The 19,911-nt window shown below is 70.4% G+C and carries 26 protein-coding genes; 2 read left to right on the forward strand and 24 right to left on the reverse strand.

Going from position 1 to position 19,911, the window contains the following annotated elements; all coding sequences use genetic code 11:
• Positions 1–79 precede the first annotated feature (79 nt).
• Positions 80–397, reverse strand: a complete 318-nt coding sequence (locus tag ABS735_RS00650) for a hypothetical protein (RefSeq protein ID WP_373904963.1) — start codon at positions 395–397, stop codon at positions 80–82.
• Positions 394–741: a DUF6415 family natural product biosynthesis protein gene (locus ABS735_RS00655; protein WP_373904964.1), complete on the reverse strand. Its 348-nt coding sequence runs from the start codon at positions 739–741 to the stop codon at positions 394–396. The genes ABS735_RS00650 and ABS735_RS00655 overlap by 4 nt, the downstream gene beginning before the upstream one ends.
• Positions 742–912: 171 nt before the next feature.
• Here ABS735_RS00655 and ABS735_RS00660 point away from each other — a divergent pair, with 171 nt between their 5' ends.
• On the forward strand, positions 913–1,668 hold the full coding sequence (locus ABS735_RS00660) for a DUF5919 domain-containing protein (protein ID WP_373904965.1): 756 nt from the start codon (positions 913–915) through the stop codon (positions 1,666–1,668).
• On the forward strand, positions 1,655–2,122 hold the full coding sequence (locus ABS735_RS00665) for an NUDIX domain-containing protein (RefSeq protein ID WP_373904966.1): 468 nt from the start codon (positions 1,655–1,657) through the stop codon (positions 2,120–2,122). Before ABS735_RS00660 ends, ABS735_RS00665 begins: the two co-directional genes overlap by 14 nt.
• A gap of 60 nt (positions 2,123–2,182) precedes the next feature.
• Here ABS735_RS00665 and ABS735_RS00670 read toward each other — a convergent pair whose 3' ends face one another.
• The 22 genes from ABS735_RS00670 to ABS735_RS00775 all read right to left on the reverse strand — a co-directional run bounded on the left by ABS735_RS00670 (position 2,183) and on the right by ABS735_RS00775 (position 19,789).
• Entirely contained in the window at positions 2,183–2,443 is a 261-nt protein-coding gene (locus ABS735_RS00670) for a hypothetical protein (protein ID WP_373904967.1), read from the reverse strand.
• Positions 2,443–2,697: a hypothetical protein gene (locus ABS735_RS00675; RefSeq protein WP_373904968.1), complete on the reverse strand. Its 255-nt coding sequence runs from the start codon at positions 2,695–2,697 to the stop codon at positions 2,443–2,445. The genes ABS735_RS00670 and ABS735_RS00675 overlap by 1 nt, the downstream gene beginning before the upstream one ends.
• A gap of 3 nt (positions 2,698–2,700) precedes the next feature.
• Positions 2,701–3,657, reverse strand: a complete 957-nt coding sequence (locus ABS735_RS00680; protein WP_373904969.1) for a hypothetical protein — start codon at positions 3,655–3,657, stop codon at positions 2,701–2,703.
• Positions 3,658–3,727: 70 nt separating this feature from the next.
• Positions 3,728–4,120 (reverse strand): hypothetical protein, encoded by a 393-nt coding sequence (locus tag ABS735_RS00685; RefSeq protein WP_373904970.1) that lies wholly within the window; start codon positions 4,118–4,120, stop codon positions 3,728–3,730.
• Between the two features lie 9 nt (positions 4,121–4,129).
• The gene (locus ABS735_RS00690) at positions 4,130–6,907 is read right to left on the reverse strand and encodes a hypothetical protein (protein ID WP_373904971.1); all 2,778 of its coding nucleotides are present in this window, start codon (positions 6,905–6,907) and stop codon (positions 4,130–4,132) included.
• Positions 6,908–6,909: 2 nt separating this feature from the next.
• The gene (locus ABS735_RS00695; RefSeq protein ID WP_373904973.1) at positions 6,910–9,186 is read right to left on the reverse strand and encodes a phage tail tape measure protein; all 2,277 of its coding nucleotides are present in this window, start codon (positions 9,184–9,186) and stop codon (positions 6,910–6,912) included.
• A 167-nt stretch (positions 9,187–9,353) separates the two neighbouring features.
• Positions 9,354–9,743 (reverse strand): hypothetical protein, encoded by a 390-nt coding sequence (locus ABS735_RS00700; protein ID WP_373904974.1) that lies wholly within the window; start codon positions 9,741–9,743, stop codon positions 9,354–9,356.
• Positions 9,744–9,761: 18 nt separating this feature from the next.
• Complete coding sequence (locus ABS735_RS00705; protein WP_373904975.1) at positions 9,762–10,274, reverse strand: hypothetical protein; 513 nt, start codon at positions 10,272–10,274, stop codon at positions 9,762–9,764.
• Positions 10,274–10,684 carry a phage tail protein gene (locus tag ABS735_RS00710; RefSeq protein WP_373904976.1) on the reverse strand — a complete coding sequence of 137 codons (411 nt, stop codon included), beginning with the start codon at positions 10,682–10,684 and terminating at the stop codon, positions 10,274–10,276. Before ABS735_RS00710 ends, ABS735_RS00705 begins: the two co-directional genes overlap by 1 nt.
• 72 nt (positions 10,685–10,756) lie before the next feature.
• The gene (locus ABS735_RS00715; protein ID WP_373904977.1) at positions 10,757–11,494 is read right to left on the reverse strand and encodes a hypothetical protein; all 738 of its coding nucleotides are present in this window, start codon (positions 11,492–11,494) and stop codon (positions 10,757–10,759) included.
• Complete coding sequence (locus ABS735_RS00720; RefSeq protein WP_373904978.1) at positions 11,487–11,684, reverse strand: hypothetical protein; 198 nt, start codon at positions 11,682–11,684, stop codon at positions 11,487–11,489. Before ABS735_RS00720 ends, ABS735_RS00715 begins: the two co-directional genes overlap by 8 nt.
• The gene (locus ABS735_RS00725; protein ID WP_373904979.1) at positions 11,684–12,133 is read right to left on the reverse strand and encodes a hypothetical protein; all 450 of its coding nucleotides are present in this window, start codon (positions 12,131–12,133) and stop codon (positions 11,684–11,686) included. Before ABS735_RS00725 ends, ABS735_RS00720 begins: the two co-directional genes overlap by 1 nt.
• A gap of 8 nt (positions 12,134–12,141) precedes the next feature.
• Entirely contained in the window at positions 12,142–12,735 is a 594-nt protein-coding gene (locus tag ABS735_RS00730) for a phage gp6-like head-tail connector protein (RefSeq protein ID WP_373904980.1), read from the reverse strand.
• 4 nt (positions 12,736–12,739) lie between these two features.
• Positions 12,740–12,997 carry a hypothetical protein gene (locus ABS735_RS00735; protein WP_373904981.1) on the reverse strand — a complete coding sequence of 86 codons (258 nt, stop codon included), beginning with the start codon at positions 12,995–12,997 and terminating at the stop codon, positions 12,740–12,742.
• A gap of 10 nt (positions 12,998–13,007) precedes the next feature.
• Entirely contained in the window at positions 13,008–13,412 is a 405-nt protein-coding gene (locus ABS735_RS00740) for a hypothetical protein (protein ID WP_373904982.1), read from the reverse strand.
• 69 nt (positions 13,413–13,481) lie between these two features.
• Entirely contained in the window at positions 13,482–14,729 is a 1,248-nt protein-coding gene (locus tag ABS735_RS00745) for a phage major capsid protein (RefSeq protein ID WP_373904983.1), read from the reverse strand.
• A gap of 133 nt (positions 14,730–14,862) precedes the next feature.
• A complete protein-coding gene (locus ABS735_RS00750; RefSeq protein WP_373904984.1) occupies positions 14,863–15,528 on the reverse strand; it encodes an HK97 family phage prohead protease in 666 nt (221 codons plus the stop codon).
• An 11-nt stretch (positions 15,529–15,539) separates the two neighbouring features.
• On the reverse strand, positions 15,540–16,805 hold the full coding sequence (locus ABS735_RS00755; protein ID WP_373904985.1) for a phage portal protein: 1,266 nt from the start codon (positions 16,803–16,805) through the stop codon (positions 15,540–15,542).
• Positions 16,806–16,818: 13 nt separating this feature from the next.
• Entirely contained in the window at positions 16,819–18,381 is a 1,563-nt protein-coding gene (locus ABS735_RS00760) for a terminase (RefSeq protein WP_373904986.1), read from the reverse strand.
• Positions 18,344–18,610 carry a hypothetical protein gene (locus ABS735_RS00765; protein ID WP_308407045.1) on the reverse strand — a complete coding sequence of 89 codons (267 nt, stop codon included), beginning with the start codon at positions 18,608–18,610 and terminating at the stop codon, positions 18,344–18,346. Before ABS735_RS00765 ends, ABS735_RS00760 begins: the two co-directional genes overlap by 38 nt.
• Positions 18,611–18,930: 320 nt before the next feature.
• Positions 18,931–19,224: an HNH endonuclease gene (locus ABS735_RS00770; protein ID WP_373904987.1), complete on the reverse strand. Its 294-nt coding sequence runs from the start codon at positions 19,222–19,224 to the stop codon at positions 18,931–18,933.
• Between the two features lie 61 nt (positions 19,225–19,285).
• The gene (locus ABS735_RS00775) at positions 19,286–19,789 is read right to left on the reverse strand and encodes a hypothetical protein (protein ID WP_373904988.1); all 504 of its coding nucleotides are present in this window, start codon (positions 19,787–19,789) and stop codon (positions 19,286–19,288) included.
• Positions 19,790–19,911: the final 122 nt, after the last annotated feature.

A 19,911-nucleotide genomic window follows, 5' to 3' on the forward strand; every position in this document is an offset into this window, starting at 1 on the left:
TCTTCCTCCTGTTGCGGACGTCGCCTCCGGTTGGAGGCGTGGCCCCGCCCTCCGGACGGGGGCGGGGAATCTGGGGGGCCTACAGCAGCCGTGCGGCGACGGGCGGAAGGAACAGGCCCCGCGCGCGGTGTTCGGCCCACAGCTTCTCGTCACGGACATCAGCGCGACGGGAGTAGCTCTCGCACAGCGGGCAGTCGTCGGTGTGAGGCTTGGGCACTTCCGCCTGGTGTTCGTCCGCCACGTGACGGCTCAGGGTCACCTGGAGGCGCGCCGCGTGGTCCCGGCCTGGGTCGCTCCCGTCGGCGGTGTACGCCGGCGCGAACAGCCACAGCAGCTCCGAGCACTGCTCGCACGCCCACATGAAGGGCGGCGGCACGGGCCAGTCGTTGAGGCTCACGAGGCGCAGCCCAGGGTCTGGCAGTGGTCGGCCAGTGCGCGAACCGAGCGGGCGAGCTTCGTCGTGAGGGACAACTGGCGCTCGAACGTCTCGCCGGGCGGGAGCCGGAGGCGCATGCGGGCCTCTCCGACGCAGGCTAGAGCGCAGGCACGGGGGATGTCGTCCTTGGGGAGGCGGCCACTGGCCACCTCGATCTCGGGGATGGCCACGTGGGCCATGCCCTCGAGCATTTGGTGTAGCTTCTTCAGCTCTTCCGGGGACGGCGGTTCGGCGTCAGGGGCGAGCAGCAGAGTGGCTGTCTCGCGCATCGTCTGGAGGTCCACCGGGGCGGTAGCGTGTGGCACGTCGGCACTCCTTGGGTGTCGTCCACGCCCCGGGGCCGTTCGCGCGGTCGCCGGGGTCCTTACTGCCCTCACGCTGATCGCTCGCTGGGGTCATTCCTACTGCGTTCAGGGGCCGTTCGGGACCGATTGGGAATAGCGTGTAAAGCGTGCCGAACGTCCCAGGGGGTACCGATGAACGAGCCACTTCGCCGGGCCATGGCTCAAGCCCAGATGAGCAACAGCAAGTTAGCCGAGCGGTGTGGTGTCGACACCAAGACGGTCGACCGGTGGATCTCGCAGACGGGACGCGTGCCGCACGCCAAACACCGGTGGGCCGCCAGCGAGGCGCTCGGGGAGGACGAAGCGGTGCTGTGGCCAGCGGCTACAAAGAAACTCGTCAAGGCGGGACCGGACCGCGAGGTCGCCGAGGTCTTCCCGTACCGGTCGGCGTGCCCGGCATCCCTGTGGCGGTCACTGATCACGAAGGCTCAGCGAGAGCTGACGTTCGCCGGGTACACCAACTACTTCCTGTGGCTCGAACAGGCCCGATTCGGGACGGCGCTGCGACGCAAGGCGTCTGCCGGCTGCCGGGTCCGGTTCCTCGTCGGCGACCCGGACAGCGACCTGACGAGGGCACGGGAGCGCGAGGAGGACGTGGCACTGTCCCTCTCCACGCGCATCCGGGTCACGCTCGCCGAGCTGGACAAGCTGCGGGGTCACGACGTTGACGCCCGCTTCTCCAGCGGCCACGCCTACCTGAGCGTCTTCCGGTTCGACGACGACATGATCGTGACGCCGCTGCTGACGCACAGCGTTGGCCACGACGCGCCGACGCTGCACTTGCGGCGGCACCAGGACGACGGCATGTTCGACCGGTTCGCCGCCCACGTCGAAGAGCTGTGGACGCGCGGCACACCAGTGTGGGAGGGCTCCGATGGGCAGGCGTGACTACGAGGACGATCCGCACGCCCCGGCGGCCAACAGCCTGGTGCCCGCAGCCTCGACGATCGTGACCGACGATGCTGGCCGCATCTTGCTGCAGCGCCGGGTGGACAACGGCATGTGGGCGCTGCCCGGCGGCCGGATGGAGATCGGCGAGACGCTGCCCGGGTGCGCGGTCCGGGAGACCCGTGAGGAGACGGGCCTGGACGTCGAGGTGGTCGGGATCGTCGGCACGTACTCGAACCCCAGGCACGTCTTCGCCTACGACGACGGGGAGGTCCGGCAGGAGTTCTCCATCTGCTTCCTGGCCCGTCCGGTCGGCGGGCAGCTGGCCGTGTCCGACGAGTCCACCGAGGTCCGCTGGTTCGCCCCCGACGAGGTCGACGACCTGCCGATGGTGAGCGGGGTCCGCAAGCGGGTGAACGACTGGCGGTCTGGCGCGATGCCCGCGATCGGCTGACCCCTGGACGCACGAAAGCGGCCCCGCTCTCCGTCGCGGTGACGGAGAGCGGGGCCGTGGTCATCGGGCGAAGAGGGCGAGGGCGCCGGTGGCTGCACCAGCGACGCCGGCGAGGACGCCGATCGTGGGCATGGGCCAGCGGGCCCGTTCGAGGGTGCGGATCCTGAGCTCGTGGTCCTGGACGTCGGAACGGATGTCCTTGGCCTCGTCGAGGAAGCTGTCCACCTTGGACTCGATCCGGCCGACCGTCTGAGCCAGGTCCCTCACCTCCTGGTACATCTGGGCGGTGCTGATGTACACGCCCTGGTCGGGCGTGGTCACTAGACCCCCTTGGCCAGGGATGCCGAGTTGGTGATGTCGCGCCAGCGGGCGACGAGGCCCTTGGCGAGGGCGAGGACGGCGCCGACCCCGCCCGCTCCGGCGGCGTACCACATGGATCCGTCCAGGGGCTGGGTGATGACGATGCCGCCGATGAACGCCTGGAGGAACGTGGCGAGGACGCGCTCGAGGAGGTCGCGGCCGAAGGTCGACGCGGTCTTCACGACGGTCTCGCCGTCGAAGTGCAGCTCGGGCATGGGTCAGTTCTCCTGTCCGGTGATGTCGACGTCGACCTGGACGACGGCGTCGGCGATGGCCTTCTCCACCGCGGCCACGACCTGCTCGGTGTCGACGCCGGAGCCGACGAGCTGTGCCAGCTTGCTGATGGCGGCCGTCTGTGCGGCGACCTGCTTGGTGAGCGCGTCGACCTTCGCCTCCGTCTTCCGGCCGGTGAGCACGGCGGAGCCGAGGGCGTACTGCGCCGTCCAGACCTTGTTCTTGTCGTAGTCGCTGTTGGCGTAGGGCGGGGCAGAGGCGGGGATGACGTCGGCCTTCCAGACGTCGGCTGCTGTGGGCATGTCGTCCTCCTGAGTGGTGGTGGTGTCGCCCTTGGCGTGGGCGAGGATCGCGGCCATCGGGAAGGCTCCCGGGTCGCCGTGGTCGTTCTCGGGTACGTGCTGGTGTCCGCAGTGCCCGCGGAAGCTGTTCCACTTCGAGGCGGACATGCGGACGCTGCTCGCGCCGTAGCTGGACGGGTACGCCTTGAAGGTCACGCCCGAGGTGAGTGGGACGCCGTGGTGGTCGTGCGCCCACTTCGCGAACTCGCCCAGGTCACGGATGGCCCAGTCCGGCAGGTCCGGCGTGTACAGGTGCGGGGTGCTGCCCCACTTCTTGTGGGTGGACGGGTCACAGGTGCCGACGATCTCCACCTGGCAGACGTTCAAGGTGTTCGTCTCCACGCCGCCGGCCTTGTTGACGAGGGCGCGAGCCGAGGTGTCGAAGTCGAAGTGCTGGTACCAGACCAGCTTCTTCTTCGCGAAGTCCGGCTTCGCGGTGAAGTTCGGGGCGCTCGCTCCGCCACCGTAGGACGGGAGGCTGGTGCCCTCGGTGGTGTGCCAGACGATCACGTTCGACTCCATCGAGTCGCCGCCGTACCGGGACTGGTACCAGTAGGCGGTGGACGCGCCCGGGTACTTCTGAGGACCCGACTTGGCCATGAGGCCTCCAGACATGAGGAAAGCCCCGGACCAGAACGGTGCGGGGCGAGTGGTGGGGCGGCGGGCCAGGTCAGTCGAGGGCCCATTCGACGGCGCCGAACCAGTACCGGTCGGACGTGCCGATCGAGGTGCTGGTGTACACCGTGACCTCCCCGTTGGGGGCGACGAACGCACCGATCAGGCTGGGGCTGCCGGCCGTGATGCGGGGCACGTCGACGTAGATCTGGTAGGTGGGTGTCAGCTCTGCCGGGACGGTGAAGGCGATCTGGCTGCCGGTGAAGCTGGCGCTGGGCCGGGCGTGGCCGTCGAGGCGGGCGCGGCGGCCGTGCCGCTGGGCACGCAGTGGCGCGTAGGACTGGTCGCCCTGCGTCCACTGGTTGAAGGTGACGTCCTGCCAGTCTCCGGGCAGGTCGTCGGCGAGGCGGTCCGCGGTGATGCGCATCCCGGCGAGCCATTCGGTCATCGTCGCCTCCTACAGGGCCACGTAGTTCGGGGTGGTCAGCCGGACGTCGGTGCCCGCCGGATGGGCCTTGGCGACGCCGTTGACGGCCCGGCCGACGGTGAACGTCTGCGGGCTGGTCGTTCCGCTGATGCCGGTCACGGTCATCACCTCACCGCTCACCCGCACGTCGAACGGGAAGTCGGCCGGGGACGTCGTCCACAGCGGGCCGTCGGCGGCCGTGACCGACAGGGTGGTGTCGTCGGCGTCGACGGCGGACGCCAGCTCGCTGCCGCCGGTGTCCGCGCGGCTGCCCACACTGTCCGTCACCCCCGCGGTCCACGGTTCGGCGGGCCTGCAGTTGAAGGTGAGTGTCCAGGCGTCCGGTCCGGCTTCCTCCTCGTAGCCGTGGACGAGGACGTCCACCGCGTCCGGCCCGTGATCGGCGGGCAGGTTCGTGAGCCGGATCTTGTCGCCGACGTCGATACGGAGGATGTCGTCGATCATTGCGAACACCCTCGAGTTGGCCAGGTTCAAGGTCAGCCGCGTGTAGCGGACGCCGTCGTAGGTGCCCAGGTGCAGGCGCATCGCCGCGACCTGGTCGGCCTGCGCGTCCGTGGCCAGCGAGTACGTGTACTCGTTGTCGTAGCGGCCCACCCCGTCCGGCGGGTCCTGCACCGACAGGGCCCCATCCTCGAGGATCTGCCGTGCCGGCACCGCCCCGTAGGAGCGTTTCACCTGGACGTCGTTCTCGGTCAGCTTGTCGTCGTCGACCGGCCGGAACGGGGCCGCGATCACCCCACTGCTGTAGTCCAGCACCAGCGCGGGCGGCTGGTTCCACAGGGTGGAGCCGCCCCACTGGATCACCTCCAGCCGGTCCCGGGCGTCCAGCAGATACCCGAAGTCCGTGCGGTTGCACTCGTTGAGCAGGGCCAGCAGCTTCGCCCGGTCCTGAATGCCCATCGGCTGCTGGAGGGCAGCCTGCCCTGACACCGTTGCCGTGTATCCGGCCTCGCTGGCCAGCCGCTCGATGCGGGCGCCGGCGGCCTCGCCCTGAAAGCCGAGGTAGGCGTTCCACATGGCGGCCGGTGTCGGCGCCCGGTCGTCCCAGTAGGTGATGTAGCCGGCCGCCTGGTCGGTGCCGTCGGTGCTTGCCGACCCGCTAAATTCGATCTTGCTCACGGGTCTCATGGCGACGTCCAACGCGCCAGACGCCGAGTACGCCCCGTCGACGTACAGGTACCACCAGGGGGAGGCGACGCCTGTGTCCACGGTCAGCCGCAGGTAGTGCGGCCGATCGTCGTAGACGTTGATGTTGTAGTAGTTGCCGTAGAACGCGGCGGACGAGTCCTCGGTGCTGTGCGAGGTGCGGGTGAGGAAGAGCCGCTCTTCCTCGCTCGTGAAGAGGAGGTTGAGGATGTTCTGGTTGTCGGCGTCCGTACCCGCGCCCGTGTCGTAGATGTTGACGGCCCACGACCCGGAGGCCCCGCCGCCGGTCACAAAAAGGTCCACACTCCAGCTGTCGCCGGTGTTCGCCACCCGGGGTGTGGTCCCGATGAGGCTGACCGATGCGGTCGGCTTCATCGCGATGACGGGTTCGATCCAGTCGGCGAGCGTCCCGGCCTCCCACGAGGGAGGGAAGTCGATGCCCTCCCTGGCCAGGACCTTCATGTCCCGGCCGCCGAGCATGCTGCGGGGCGCCTTCGAGTCCACACCGTCCGTGAGCGGCCAGCACTCCAGCGCACCGCCCGCCTGGATGAACCGACGCAAGGCGCTGTCCTGGGGCTTGTTCCCGGCGTCCATCCGCCGCGTGACCCCCGTCGGCGCGATCGACACGATGTTGTCGTTGCCGGACAGGTCCCGGGTGGGCGGCCAGGACGGGATCTCCCCCGCCATGCGCACGTGCCGGTTCGACAGGCTGGCGCCGTTGACAGCCGTCCAGACGAGGCCGCCGGACGTGAACGCGCTGTCGCCGGGGGCGGCGTCGGACGTGTCCATGGACGCCACCAGCGTGCCGCCGATGCCGTCCAGGAGGCGGAACGCGTACAGACGCCCGGTCATGGCGGCGCCGTCGATGGACAGGATCCGGCCCAGCTCGATGTCGGCGATCCCATCGAACACGGCCGTGGTCTCCTCGCCCACGATCGGATCGCCCAGCAGCTCCCACTCGGTGTCGTCCACGGTCCGACCCGTGTAGAACCGCACCTCGTAGCCGCCCGACCCGTTGTCCACGTCGAGCGTGATCCGAATCGCGAGGCGCTGCCCGTGGTACGCGCCGACCGGCACGGTCGAGTACACGGCGAGCCTGCTCTCCAGGATGCCGATCGGGGTCCAGTACAGGCCGAGCTGCCCGGTCGAGGCCACGGCCACGGCCCACGCCCGGTTCTCGCCGGTGGGCAGGTAGCGCCCGGCAAGGTCCTGGCTGGCGCCTGCCCACGCGTCGAGTGCGAGGTCCAGGCGCACGTCCAGGTCACCCACCGCGAAGGCCGTGAGGCCGGGCGTGGTCAGCCCGTTCTCGGCCGCGCCCGGCAGATCCACCCACGGCGATCCCACCTCGTACCCCCACCGGAAGGGGGTGTTGCGGCCGATCTTCCCCCACAGCCGGCTCATGGGATTCCGGGGCGCGTAGAGGTCATCCCGCGAGTCCAGGACGCAGGTGCACGACGTCGGGTCGGCCTCGGACGACGACTCCGAGGACAGGCCCCGGGTGACAGTCACCGGGGCCGTCGTCACGCGCACGTCCTCGGTGACGTCGTTCCAGGCCCCGTCGTAGTACAGCTCAGCCCAGACGGGCGGGGGCAGCTGAGGCATGATCACCCTTCCGCGAACTTGACGACGTCTCCGCCCGCGGTGAGGCGGACGGACTCCTGGAAGAACTCGCGGAACGCCCGGGACCCGCCGACCAGCTCCATCACGATGCGGACCTGCGCCTGGTTGGCGCCGAGCGTGGCCGCCGATGACGGACCCGGCATGGAGCCGGGGGCGGGCCGGTAGGCGGCGGGGTCGACCAGGCCGCGCATCGCGTCGTCGACGACGCCCGCGTTGTCCTCGGCGCCCATGGCGATACCGGCGGGGATCCAGTGGCCGATCTCGTCGGCGGCCAGCTTGGACGGGGAGCCGATGTGCAGGAAGTCCTTCACCGGGTCGACGATGTAGTCCGAGGTGAAGTTCGCGACCTTGGACCACAGCCAGCCGCCCGCGGCGCTGATGCCGTCCCAGATGCCGTACACGAAGTCCAGGCCGGCGTTGTACATGCGCCAGGTTCCGCTGGTGATGGCGCCCGCCAGGTCACCGGGCACACCCCGCACCCACGCGATCAGCGACAGGGACCGCTCGACCGCAGCGTCCCGCATGGACTGGAAGGCTCCCCAGGCCTTGGCGGTGATGGTGACAGCCAGGCCGGACAGGGCATCACCTGCCCTGCCGGGCAGGGCCTGCACAGTGCCGATGAACGCGGACCATTGGCGGCCGACCGGGTCGGCGACGTACTCGGACCACAGCCCGAGGAACCACGCGCCGATGGCGAGACCGACCACGCTGAAGATCCCGGCGATGTCCCCGGGTAGGGCCCCGACCCAGCCTTTGAAGGACGCCCACCACTCGGGCCACTTCTCCATCCCCTTCTTGATCAGCTCGGCGACGAAGCCGCCGATGATCAGACCCGCGACCGTTCCCAGGGTCGCGATCAGGAGGATCGGGAGCTGGGTGAGCGCGAGGATGAGCGCGCCCGCGATCAGTACGACCTTGAACAGGCTCGCCGGGTCCTGCATGGCGTACTCGGCGAGCCTCTGCCCGAAGTGGGCCAGGCCTTCCGCGGCCTTGGGCACCAGGTCGGTGACGATCTTCTCGCCGATGCGCTGCCCGAGGAGGACCACGAAGTTGAGGACGCGGTCCACGCCGGCGGCGCCGCCGTCTCCGGCCGCGGCCCAGGCCTCGCGGGCGGCCGCGCCGAACTTGTCTTTGAAGTCGACGACGGCCGGGAGGACCTTGCTGCCCAGGAAGTCGATGACGTTCTGCTGCACCGTGCGCTTGAAGGCCTCCAGCTTCATCGCTGGGGAGTCCTCGAGTTTCTTCACCACCTTGTCGGCGGCTCCGGCGACGTCGTCGAAGCCCCCGGCGGCGGCCGCGCTCGCCGGGTCCAGGGCGTACAGGGCGTCCGCCTGGGTGTTGGCGAGGTCACCGAAGAGGGTCTGAGCAGCGGTCAGGCGGGTGGTGGCGTCGTCGGTGCCGCGCAGGGCGTCCATGGTGTCCTGCAGCGCGGAGGTGGCTTCTTCGCCGCCCGCCCGCATGCGCCGGCCGATGTCCGCGCCGCTCAGCCCGATGGACTTGAAGGCGTCGTTGACCTGGTCGCCGCCTGCCAGGGCCATCTCGCTGAAGATGCCGATGGCGTCGGCGATGGCGTCGGAGTCCTTGGCGCCCGCCTTGAGGCCCTGGCTGATGAGTCCTAGGGCCGTCTGGCCGTCCAGGCCCATGCGGCGGAATAGGGTGCCGTACTCGTTGAAGGTGTCCAGCAGGTCGTCGCTCTTGTTGGCGACGCTGCTGAGGCCGGCAGCGATGAGGTCCATGGCCTCTTCGAAGCTGTCGGCCATGCCGGTCTTGACCATCTGGCCGGCCGCCGCGGTGGCCTTCTCCAGATCCTGGTCGAAGGCCTTGGCCAGGGCCATGGTCTTCTTGGTCATGTCCTCCAGCCGGTCTTGCTGGCCGGTGAACTCGTCCATGTTCAGCGTCACGGACTTGATCGCGTCGCCGACCTCGGTGGCGGACTCCCCCCACCCGCCGGTGAACACGTCCGTCATGGCGTCCGTGGCCGCGCCGACGTCGGCGGTGGTGTTCGCCAGCTGGGCCTCGAGGCGGGTGGTCGCCTCGGACACGTCCATCGCCTGTGACAGCGTGGACATGATCGCGGCCCCGGCCAGGGCGCCTGCCGCGGCACCGGCCGCCGCCAGCGCGGTGCCCATCTTGGAGCCGTTGGCGGCGACGTCGTCTGCCATGCCCTCGGTCTCGCTGTCGACCGTCTGACGGGCCGACCGCATACCCCGGCCGGTGTCGTCCCGGGCCGACAGAGCGAAGACGAGACTGGTGTCTGACACGGCGATCCCCCTTCAGCGCGGGCGTCATCGCCGCTTCTTGGCGGCCTTCTCTATCTGCGCGAGGTACTTGTCCAGCCAGGCCAGGTAGTGATCGGCCTCTTCGACCGTCATCTCGTCCCAGTCGCGCGGGCCGATACCGAGGAGGTGGGCCGCGTTGCCGAGGTGTTTCAGACGGCGATCGGCAGCCGGGCTTTTCCCTCGTCCTCCGGCGCGCTGTCGTACTGGTCGAGGAGGGCCTCGATCATGTCGTCGTTGCCCTTCTTCTCCCGCAGCCGCTCCACCATGAGCGTGGTCTCGCCCTTGGTCATCTCGACTGTGAGTTCGTCCCAGCAGAAGTCGACGTCGTCGAACGCGATGGTGGGGTGCTGCCGCTTGAGCAGGACGTGCAGCAGCGCCCGCCGGCACAGGGCGTTGCCCCGGATGACGCCCAGAGAGAACTCCTGGAAGGACTTGCCGGTGCGCTTCTCCAGGGCCTCCCGCTCGGCGGACATCAGCCGGTTGGGGTTGTAGTCGAAGACCTGCTCGTCGCCGTCTTCGGGGCTGTACGTGACCTTCACGAGGCCCGCCTTTCAGGGTCAGTCGGATCGGGATGCGATGCGGTTGACCATGTCCGCCAGGGCGAACTGGACCTGCCGCTTGTAGTGCGCCTGCTCGCCCTCGAAGGCACGGTCGAACCACTTGACCTTGCCGGTCTGCTGCACCCACACCTCGCGGTTGCCGTAGACCGGGTGCCGCCAGCCAGAGGAGCGGTTGGTGCGCTTCGGGGCGTTGGGGAAGCCGCGTAGGTTCTTCGTCTTGAATGCCTTGATCTTGGCGCCGGGGAACTTGCCGGTGATGCGGACCTCCGGCCGTATCTTCCGGGCGATCGCGGTCTTCAGCGCGGGGCCGGCATGGGGCGTCGTGGACGCCATCGACATGATCGAGGACTTGGCGCGCGCGGCCCCCGGCTTGAGGGCCTCGCGCATGTTCTTCGTCAGCTCCTTACGCAGCTCCTTGCCGTCCTCCTCGGCCTTGAGCGCGTTGCTGACATTGCGCAGGTTCGACGAGGTCAGCTCCAGGTGGAGCGACGCCGTAGACGCGCGGGGCATCAGGCCGTCGCCCGGGTCACGGCCCCCGACGTCGTGAAGTCCTGCGAGACGGTCGCCTCGTCGCCGACGGAGCCGGTGACGGGGGACCAGCCCGCGATCAGGACGTTGCCGGAGTACGAGGGGTTGGACGGGCCCACGGCGGCCTGGTCGGCGCGCACCTCGAAGGGTACGACCGTGCCCAGCAGCGGCCACATGATCGCGTCCAGCTTCGTGGCGGCGAAGTCCTGGAGGAACTCGCAGGCCAGCGTCCCGGACTTGAGCCCGCCGATGACTTCCTTCCAGCCCAGGCTCTTGTAGTTCGTGACGTCCTTCTCCTCGACCTCGACCGTCACCTCGGCCTTCCGGGTGTACTCGGACAGGTCGTTGGAGTTGATGGACAGGTACTCGGCGGTCAGCACCATCTTCGGCATGGCCGGCCTCCCTTTCAGGCGTAACGAGATGCCCGGGCCCGCAGGCGGGGACCGGGCTGAGGGATGGGGTGGTCAGCCGATGCCGAGGGCAGCGGCGAACAGGACCGACGGTGTGGTGCCGGTGATGTCCCAGGCGAGGCGCCACCAGGTGTCGGTGATGGCGGTGCCGTCGGTGCGCACGATCTGCCCGCCCGGTTCGGCTGCCGCGTCGAAGGTCGCGCGGGTGGTCGGGGCGGCGAACGTGTCGTCCGCGCTGGACTCCACGCGGACGGTCAGGGACGGCGTGGTGCCCGCCACCGACAGCACGTGCAGCGCCGCGTACAGCCGCTTCCCGGCTGCGACGGCACCGAGCTCGAGGCCGGTGCCGTTGCCGTCGGCGGTGCGGGCGGTGCCGGGCGGGTGGGCGAACTGACCGCGCACCAGCGGCCAGCTGCTCTTCGCGGTGGACGTCCACGGCGCGACCTCGCCGACCTCGCCCAGCAGCGTGTAGTCCGCCCGCATCGCCCGGGTGAAGTACGCCAGCGCGCCGACCGCGGCACTGTTGTTGCCGCTCACCGACCAGGGGCCGGCCCCGCCGAGCTGGGCCCAGATGGCGTCGTCCACCAGGGTCTCGTCGCCCGCCTCCCACTGGCCCTCGCCCGCGATCTCGGCTGAGGCCAGCCCGCCGACGACCTCGGTGTATCCGTCGCTGCCGTAGTTCGTGGTGGGCTTCTCCTCCACCGAGGTGGTCAGCTCGATCTTGTTGGAGGCGCTGGTCAGATCCAAGCCGACCGCGAACGCGCGCACGTTGAGCAGGACACTCTTAGCCATCGTCGTGCTCCTTCCTGCTCTTGCGCCGCCGTGCGGGCGGGGCGTCGGGGACTTCCTCGGCGACGCCCGAGGCGACCAGATGTGCGGCCACCGTGGTAGGCAGGTCGTCGACCACGGTGCCCTCGGTGGGCCACGGCCGGCCGTGCAGCACGGCGCCGGGCGGCTGGCTCACCAGGATCCGGATCTTCATCAGGTGCTCCCGTCTCCGATGACCTTGATCACCAGTTCGGCGCCGACGTAGGTGGAAGTGCCGTGCTCGAACCACCTGTAGCCCTGGACGCGCTGGAGGTGGAGGTCGTCGGCCAGGCCGCCGAGGGCCATCTCGCCCGGGGCGCCGCGCGCCTGCTCGATCGCCTGCTTCAGCGAGGCCGGGCCGGACCCGGACAGCAGGGCATCGACGATGCGCTGTGACGCGCGGTCGTCCTGGCGGCCGGCCAGCACTCGGCACGTGAAGAGCAGTTCGTCCAGGCGGCGGCCCATCGCCTTGTCGAAGGACACCTCCACCTCGCCGACGAAGAAGCACGGCGTGGTCACCGCGTCGGGGACGTAGCCGGTGCACACCAGCTTTCCGATCCCGGCCGGGAGGACCACCGTGCGGGCGGCGTCCGCGATCGCGTCACGGACAGCGGAGATCTGCATGGCGTCTCCTATCCGAAGCCGGGGAGGATGAAGTGCTCGATCAGCGCCCACACGTCCGGGTCCCGGCGGGACAGGCGGACGACGCCCCACTCCGAGGAGCCCATGACGCCCTCGGGGGAGTCCTTGCGCTTGTACAGGCGGGACGCCTGGATGAGGGTGGCCTGCTCGATCTCCTCGGGCACTGCGGGCCAGCCCCACTGCGCGGTGACCCGCACCCGTCCGGTGCCGTGCCCCCAGCTCGAGGACGTAGACAGCAGGGACGTGATGGCCCGGCCGCGCGCGAGAGCGTTGTCCGGTCCCGTCTCGTAGCCGGTGAACGGGGTGAACGAGCCGCCCGACCCGGTCTCCACCAGCATCGGGGCGGCGCCCGCGTCGTCGATGAGGAGCCGGGCCCCGAACACGTCGAACACCACCTTGCCCGCCGGGTTGTAGGTGCGGGCCGTGGCCGTCTCGTCCAGGTAGAAGCGGCGGCCGCAGGCGCGGTCGATGCTGCGCGACGCGGCGGTGAGGGCCTTGGACAGCAGCGCGTCCCGGGTGGTGTCGTCCGTCTCGACCTCGAACATCGCCTTGAGGACGGACAGCTCGGCGTACTCGTTGGCCACAGCCCTACTCCTTGGGGCTCTCGCCCTTACCGGGGCGGCCGCGGCGCCGGGACGGCGGCTTGGCCGCGGGCGGGGCGGTCACTTCGGCGGGCGGAGGTGTTGCCGTCTCCACCGGCGGGGCGGGTTCGGCGACCTCCTCGGCGAGGCCGGCGGCGACGAGGCGGGAGGCCTCGCCGTCGGGAAGGACGGTGGTTTCGCCGCGGGCCGGCCACCTGCTGCCGTTGCGGGTGCCGGACATGGTGACGAGCATGCGGATCTGCACAGGGTCCTCCTCAGGCGCGGGATACCGGCGCGTAGCGGGGCGAGTTGAGGACGAGGTAGGCGCCGACGATGCCGCCGGTGGTCGACCCGGTGGTGACGACGACGGCGCGCAGGTAGCGGCGGGTGGAGCGGACACCGATCTCGAACACGGCTCCGTCGTCGGCGCTGTCCACGGTCGGTGCGGCGCCGGTCAGCTGGCCAGCGTCAACCGCGGCCCAGCCGGTGCTGCCGTCGGCGGAGTCCTGGATGGCCACCGCGTGGGAGCCGTCGGTGACCACGCCTGTGGTGACGACGAGCATGGCCTCCTGCATGCCGCCGTTCACGGCGCGGTCCACAGCGGTGCCGTTGACGGTGCCGTCGGTCAGCGCAGCCGGCGCGAGCGACACCTTGACGAGGGTCTGGTCGTACAGGGACACGGGATCCTCCCATCGGTCGCGAGCGGCAGGCCCTGGTTGTCACGGGCCTGCCGCTCGCTGGTGGTCCGGTCAGGAAGCCCCGCCGGTGTAGGTCTTCACGGCGCCGGTCAGGTCGACCAGCGCCGCGTCCGCGCGCATCAGCGCCCGGAAGGTGACGAGGTCCGCGTTGAACGCGAACTCGTCCGACCGCTCGAAGCGGATCCCGCCCGCCATGCGGATGAAGTACTGCGAGATGTCACCGAAGATCACGGACTCGGCGGACAGCCCGATGTCCGCGACGTTCGGGTCCGTGAGCACCGGCTTGCCGAGGATCGTGTCCGGGGTCCCGGCGACGACCGACGGCTGCCAGATGTACTGACCCTCAGTGGTCTTGATCTTCCGGATCGTGCCCGCCGTGCCGTCGTTCATGATCCAGCGGCAGGAACTGGACATGCGGTACGGGGAGATGACCGAGTGGAACAGCTCGATCAGCAGGTCCGCGCCCTCACCCGCGGCGGACTGCGATCCGAACCCGCCGGACTCGCCGGTCGGGCCGGTGGCACCGGCGGTCGCGTCGGTGACGATGCCGCGCGGCTTCCCGGATCCGTCGCCGGTGATGGCGTGCGCACCGAAGGCGTTGCCCAGCGCGCGGCCCGCCTGCATGGACAGGTAGCCCTCCAGGTCGACGCCCGCGTCCGTGAGGAGCTCGCGGGAGACCTGGATGACGGTCCCGTACTTGTAGGCGCCGAGGGAGACCTGGCCGAACGCCGGGTCGGACTCGCCGATCGCGGAGGCCTCAGTGACGATCGCCGCCGAGGAGTGCGCGGTGGTCTTCGGCACCTGGAGTGTCTCGCCGCTGGCCGTGTTCAGGACGGTGGCACCGGCCTGCATGATGGCGCTGGTCTCGATCAGGTGCGCCACCAGCTGCCCGTAGAAGTCCGTGGGGACGGTCGCGCCGCCCGCACCCGAGGACAGCTTGGACAGGTCACGGAAGGACACCGGCCCGGCCGGGACGACGTCGAACGTGCGACCGCCCTCACCGCGCAGGAACTTCCGCAGCTCCTCGCTGTTCGGCTGGGTGTCCGGACCGCCCTTGCCGCGGGGCTCGCCGCGCAGCTTGGACATGGCGTCCTCGGCGTCCTTCGCGCGCTGCTCGCCGTCGATGACGGCCTTGATGCGCTTGTCCAGCGCGTCCAGCTCCGCGTTCAGGGACTGCCACGAGGACTCTTCCTCGCCGGAGAACGTGCGGTTCTCCTCGGCGGCCGCGTCGGCCAGCGCCTTGGCCTGCTCCCAGACGCGCAGCCGACGCTCCTGCAGGGACTTCACTACCTCGGACATGGTCCGATCTCCTCACTGTGAATCAGGGATGTGGTCCGAGGTGGCTGTCGGCCTGCCTCGACATGCGAAAGGCCCGCACCAGGCAGGCCGTCGTGCTGCTAGGTGGGGTGGCTGTCGGCCTGCCCCAAGGGGTTCAGAGGTGCGGGGACTCGCGCCGGGCCAGCAGCGCCATCCGCGCGGCGGCACCCAGCGTCTGCGGCTTGGCCGGGCCCGGCCCGTCGCTGCGGCGGAACAGCTTCCGCAGCTCGTCCTGACTGGCCAGCGACCGGACCTCTTCGAGGTCGGCGCCCACGTGCTGCGCCAGCGAGCGCAGGCCGGCCGACGAGTCCGGGTAGGCGGGGATGTTGACCGGAGCGACGTCGACCAGCTGCGCACGCAGCAGCGTCCGCATCGGAAACCCCTGGTCGGTCATCCCCCAGTCGTCCTCCACGGTGCGGAACGCGAACGACGACTTGCGGACGTCGCCGCGGGCCACCAGCTCGAGGATGTCGGCGCGGGCCTGCGGCGGGTCGACGTCGTACAGCAGGCCCTGGTCGTCGATCGACAGGCGCAGCGTGCCACCCGCGACCGTGCCCAGCAGCATGTTGTCGTCGTGGTTGTAGCGGGCGATGACGTCCGGCCAGCCGTCGCCGCGGGACTTGTTGAACGCCCGCGGGTCGACGACCTCGACGAAGCCGCCGAGGTTGGACGACTCGCGGTTGAACACGGCGGCGTAGCCGCTGATGGTCTTGCGCTGCTGCTCCTTGGGCGCCCGCAGCTCGACGGGCACCGGCGTGTAGCGCCTCTCCAGGTCGGCCACGGTCGGCCTCCTCACTGAATGGGGTTGGGATCGCCCGGCGCGGGGGCCGGGTCGTTGGTGGGGCCGCCGAGCATCGACACGGGCAGGTACACCTGGCCCTGGCCGTCCGGCAGCGGAGGCAGGTCCTCGAGGGCGCGGATCTCGTCGCGGTTGCGCCAGCCGTCGTTCAGCGCCAGCTGGTGCGCCTGATAGCGGCTCAGGAGGTCGACGCGGATCATCGCGTCGGCATTGAAGCGGACGAACTCCTTGCCCGGCATGAGCGCGGACAGCTTCGCCTCCAGCCGGGACAGCCACGGCCGCAACGTGAACCCGACGAAGTTGATCGCGTTCTGCTCCACGTTCGCGTAGGTCATCGACCCGCCGGAGTCCCCGCCGACCATCTCCGGCGGCACCCCGTAGATCGCCGCGATCTGGGAGGCGTTGAGCCGCATCGTCTCGATGAACTGGGACTCCTCCGGGTTCACCTGTAGCGCGGTGAAGTCCCAGTCCGAGCCGAACACCAGCGGCTTACGCGCGCGCACCCTGGCGGCCAGACGGTCGCTGATCTCCTCAGCCTCGTCCGGGTTGATCGCCTTCGCCGAGTTCTTCATCGTGGCCGGCGGGGTGCCGCCGTTGTCGAACCAGGACAGCCCGTACTCCGTCGCGCTGAGACCGACGCCGATCGTGCGGGCGAACGCCTGCACCGGCGACAGCCCAGTCACGCAGCCGGGCAGCACCACCCACGGGATGTGGACGATCTGCTCGCGCGGTACCTCCTGACCCTGCCAGTAGAAGACCGGCAGCGTCGGGCGCAGCTCGTCCACCCACACCTCGTCCGGGTTGAGCCACTCGATCATCGTGGGGAACCCGAAGTCGTCCCGCTGGGTGATCAGCCCGTAGGCGTTGCCTCGCAGCGCGAGGGACACGACCGCCTTGTGGAGCCACTCGAACAGGTTGTCCCGCGCGGCCGGCGCGAACAGCAGTGAGGGTACGAACGTCAGCAGCTCCCGCGACGCGCCGTTCTTCCGGTACGTCTGCACCGGCAGCGACGCGATCGAGTCGGCGAGGATCCGCACGCACGCGAACAGCGGGATCAGTCGGATCGCCTGCGCCGACGACACGGCGCCCGGGCGAGGGCCCCCGGAGATCCACGGCAGCGAGGTGATGGCCCGCTTCGACACCGCACCCAGCCGCCGGAAGCCGGACACCAGCGCCCGGCCCATCCGCCGCCAGCCACCCACCGACGGCGGCGGGCCGCCCGGGTAAAACACCCCGTCGGGGCCGAGAGTCGGACTCACCACAGCTCCCTCCTCACAGCACCGAATCCAGCGCGTCGTAGTCCTCAAGGACCTGAGGCCCCCGAATGAGCAGCGCCCAGCGGGCGAACGTCGTCGCGCACAGCGGGCTGATGTCGACCAGCGACGCCGTGCGGTCCAGCTGCCAGGCGTCCCCGTTGCGCCGCGTCCGCGCCCCGTTCACGGCGGCCGTGAGCGGCACCTGGTCGATGTGCCGGACCGTGCCCTGGTTCATGGCGTCGGCCAGCTGCCCGCACGCCTCCGTGATGTCCCCCGCGCGCATCACCGCGAGGTCGCCGCGCTGCGGGTGGGCCCGGTCCTTCGGTGACTCGATGCCCGCGGCCGCCAGGTCGTCGATGAGCGACCCGGCCGGCGCACCCGACGAGGCGACCGCCACCGCGACGGGCTTCCACAGCTTGTGCAGCTTGGCCACGGCGGGCACCACCCAGGCCGTGCCTGGTCGGCGGGCCACGACCTCCACGTGCACCTTGCCGTCCGCGCGCAGCGAGGCCGCGGCGATGGAGGCGTGCGCCCGGTCCTGCGACACGTCGACAGCGAGCGCCACGCTGTCCGCCACCGGCTTGCTGCCGGCGTCGGCCAGGCCCGCCCACTTGTCCTTGGGCACGTTCGGATCGGTCGGCGGGGTGGGCTTGCGGGTGCGGTTCAGGTAGGCCCGGTCGAACTCGGCCGGGTCCATCTTCTCCAGCTCCGCCTGGATGATCTCCTCAGTCACCGTGTGCCCGAGCGCGGGCAGCGTCGCCCGCCACGTCGCCGGGTCGTCGCGCGGCATGTCCTCCGGCGCGTACCACTCGAAGTAGGCAGCGCGCGGACGCACGGCCGCCGGGTCCTCGGCGAGCGCCTCCCATAGCGCTTCGATCAGCGCGCGCCCGTTCTCCCGCTTCTTGTTCAGCCACACGCTCTTGGTCGTGCCGCCCGCCGACGCCCACCACAGCTGTGCCATGGCCCGCGTCAGCATCGCCGGAGAGAACGCCTGCTCCAGCCGGTCGTCCTCGTGAGCGAACGCCTCGTCGATGAACCCGAGGTCCAGCGGCGGCCCGTGGCCGGCCTTCTCCGTGTTCGCCGTGATGCCCATCTTCGAGCGGGTCTTGCCCCACAGGATGGCCTCGTTGCCGTTCGACTTCCGGATGCGCGCCATGCGCGCCAGCTCCGAGCCCGCGATCTTCTCCCAGAACTCGTCCTCCCAGCGCTGCCGCGCCATGCCCCGGGTCTGCGCCGCGTACACGATGTTCTGCCGCGGCCACGCCAGGCCGCGGTGAACCTGCGCCCCCAGACACAGCTCCGTCTTGCCCTGCTGCCGGGACACCGACAGGCCCACCTCGCGGTGCGCGAACCGGCCCGTAGCCGGATCGATCTCCAGGGCGACGTCGGAGACGTACCGCTGCCACGGCATCGGCGGCGCGCCGAGCTTGGCCATGACCTTCCACAGCTTCGGCCCCAGCGACGGCCGGTCCGGGTGCCGCGGCGTCCCCCAACGCGGCGGGCACTCCAACCCGTACCGCTCCCGCAGATCCTCCGCGAACTCAGTCGGGGGAGCCCAGGTCTCCGAGGTCGTCGTCATCGTCAGCAGCCCGCCCCTCCAGCAGCTGGGCGAGCGTCTGCCGGAGCTCGCGGTTCAACGAGGGGAGCTGCTTGCCGTCCTCCCCGCCGCCGGCGTCGATCTCCCGGGCCAGGGCGTAGGCCATCTCGGACAGGGACGGCTCCACGCCGACCAGGTCCCCGAGCTGCTCCACGTCGTCACGCACCGTGGTCTCGACCGGGCCGGCCTGGCGCTTCGGCTGCCTCGCCACGGCACCCCCTTCCATGATCGTCCGGCCGTGATCACGCCGGGGGGAGAAAAATGGCAGGGGGGCGCGGGGTTGGGATCGACCCCTGTCCAAAGAACGGACGGCCGGCCGCCGCCGAGCCGGGACGATCACCGCTCTGACCTGCGACGATGCTCGGCACTGTGTGTGCTCGCGTGCGGCCGGAGGGGGCAGTGCTCTGTCGCCAGCGTGGCAGGCGTGCGTCCGCCGGCCGACGGCGCCGAGCCGCGGCGGGGCCTGGACGCGGTGCCGCTGCCGGTGGCGCCGCGGCTCGCCGCGCCTTCACCGTGGGTAGTGGCAGGCGGCTACGGTCCGGCGAACCAGTCGACGCTGGTGTGGAGCTGGACGACGGCGGCCAGGGGCTTGTCGCCCTTCTCGTTGTTGCACTTGCGGAGGCAGACGGGACAGCCGCGGTTGCCGTGGATGGGCGCCAGGTTGTCGGGGTCCAGGCGGGCGCCGCCCTTGCTGACGGGCTGGATGTGGTCGACGGCGGTGGCGTGGCCGTGGCCGCAGACGATGCACACGTCGGACTCGGCGAGGATGCGCGCGCGGATCTGGCGGAACTCGTAGGAGACCAGCTCGCTGCGGTCGGTGGCCACGCGGTCCTCCCGGCATGACGGAGGCCCCGCCGGCGGGCAGGGCCTCGGGTGTCCATGGCGGCTACTGCTGCACGGTGCCGTCCAGGGCCTTGGCGATCTTCGGCGCGAGGCGCTCGCTGTCAGTGCGGGCGGCCTCGTCGCGGGTGGGCAGGCTGACCGCCCACTTGTCGTCGGTGACCGCGATGCCGCCGAACTGCTTCGACAACGGGATCCACGCGGCGAGGGCCTCGGGGTTGGGGAAGAGATTGATGCCGGCCTCGCCAGACGCAGGGCCGTCCCCGTCGGTGATCGTGAGGCTGTACGGCGTGCCGCCGACCTCGGTGATGTACGAGGCGTCCTTCTGTTCCTTGGGCTGCGAGACGGTGAGGCCGGCGGCCTTCAGCGCGTCGGCGATGTCCTGCGCTGTCTCGTAATGCCGTGCGCCTGCGGGTGCGGCGCTGGCGGGCGCGGCGGCAGCCGGACTGCTCGGCGCGGCCGCCTGATCGCTGTCGTCGTCGCTGCTGCACGCGGTGAGCGTGAGGGCGAGGACGGCGAGAGCGGCGGCGGTCGTGGTGCGGGCGTGCATGGTCCCCCCAGGGATGGCTGATGCTGGCGGGGCCATCATCGGTCATGTGGGGGCGCTGTGAAGCCAGGGTGATGGTGCTGTGACACGACGAAGCCCCGACCGGGAACCCATGCGGTCGGGGC

Source organism: Streptomyces sp. MMCC 100 (assembly GCF_041538145.2).
GTDB lineage: Bacteria > Actinomycetota > Actinomycetes > Streptomycetales > Streptomycetaceae > Streptomyces.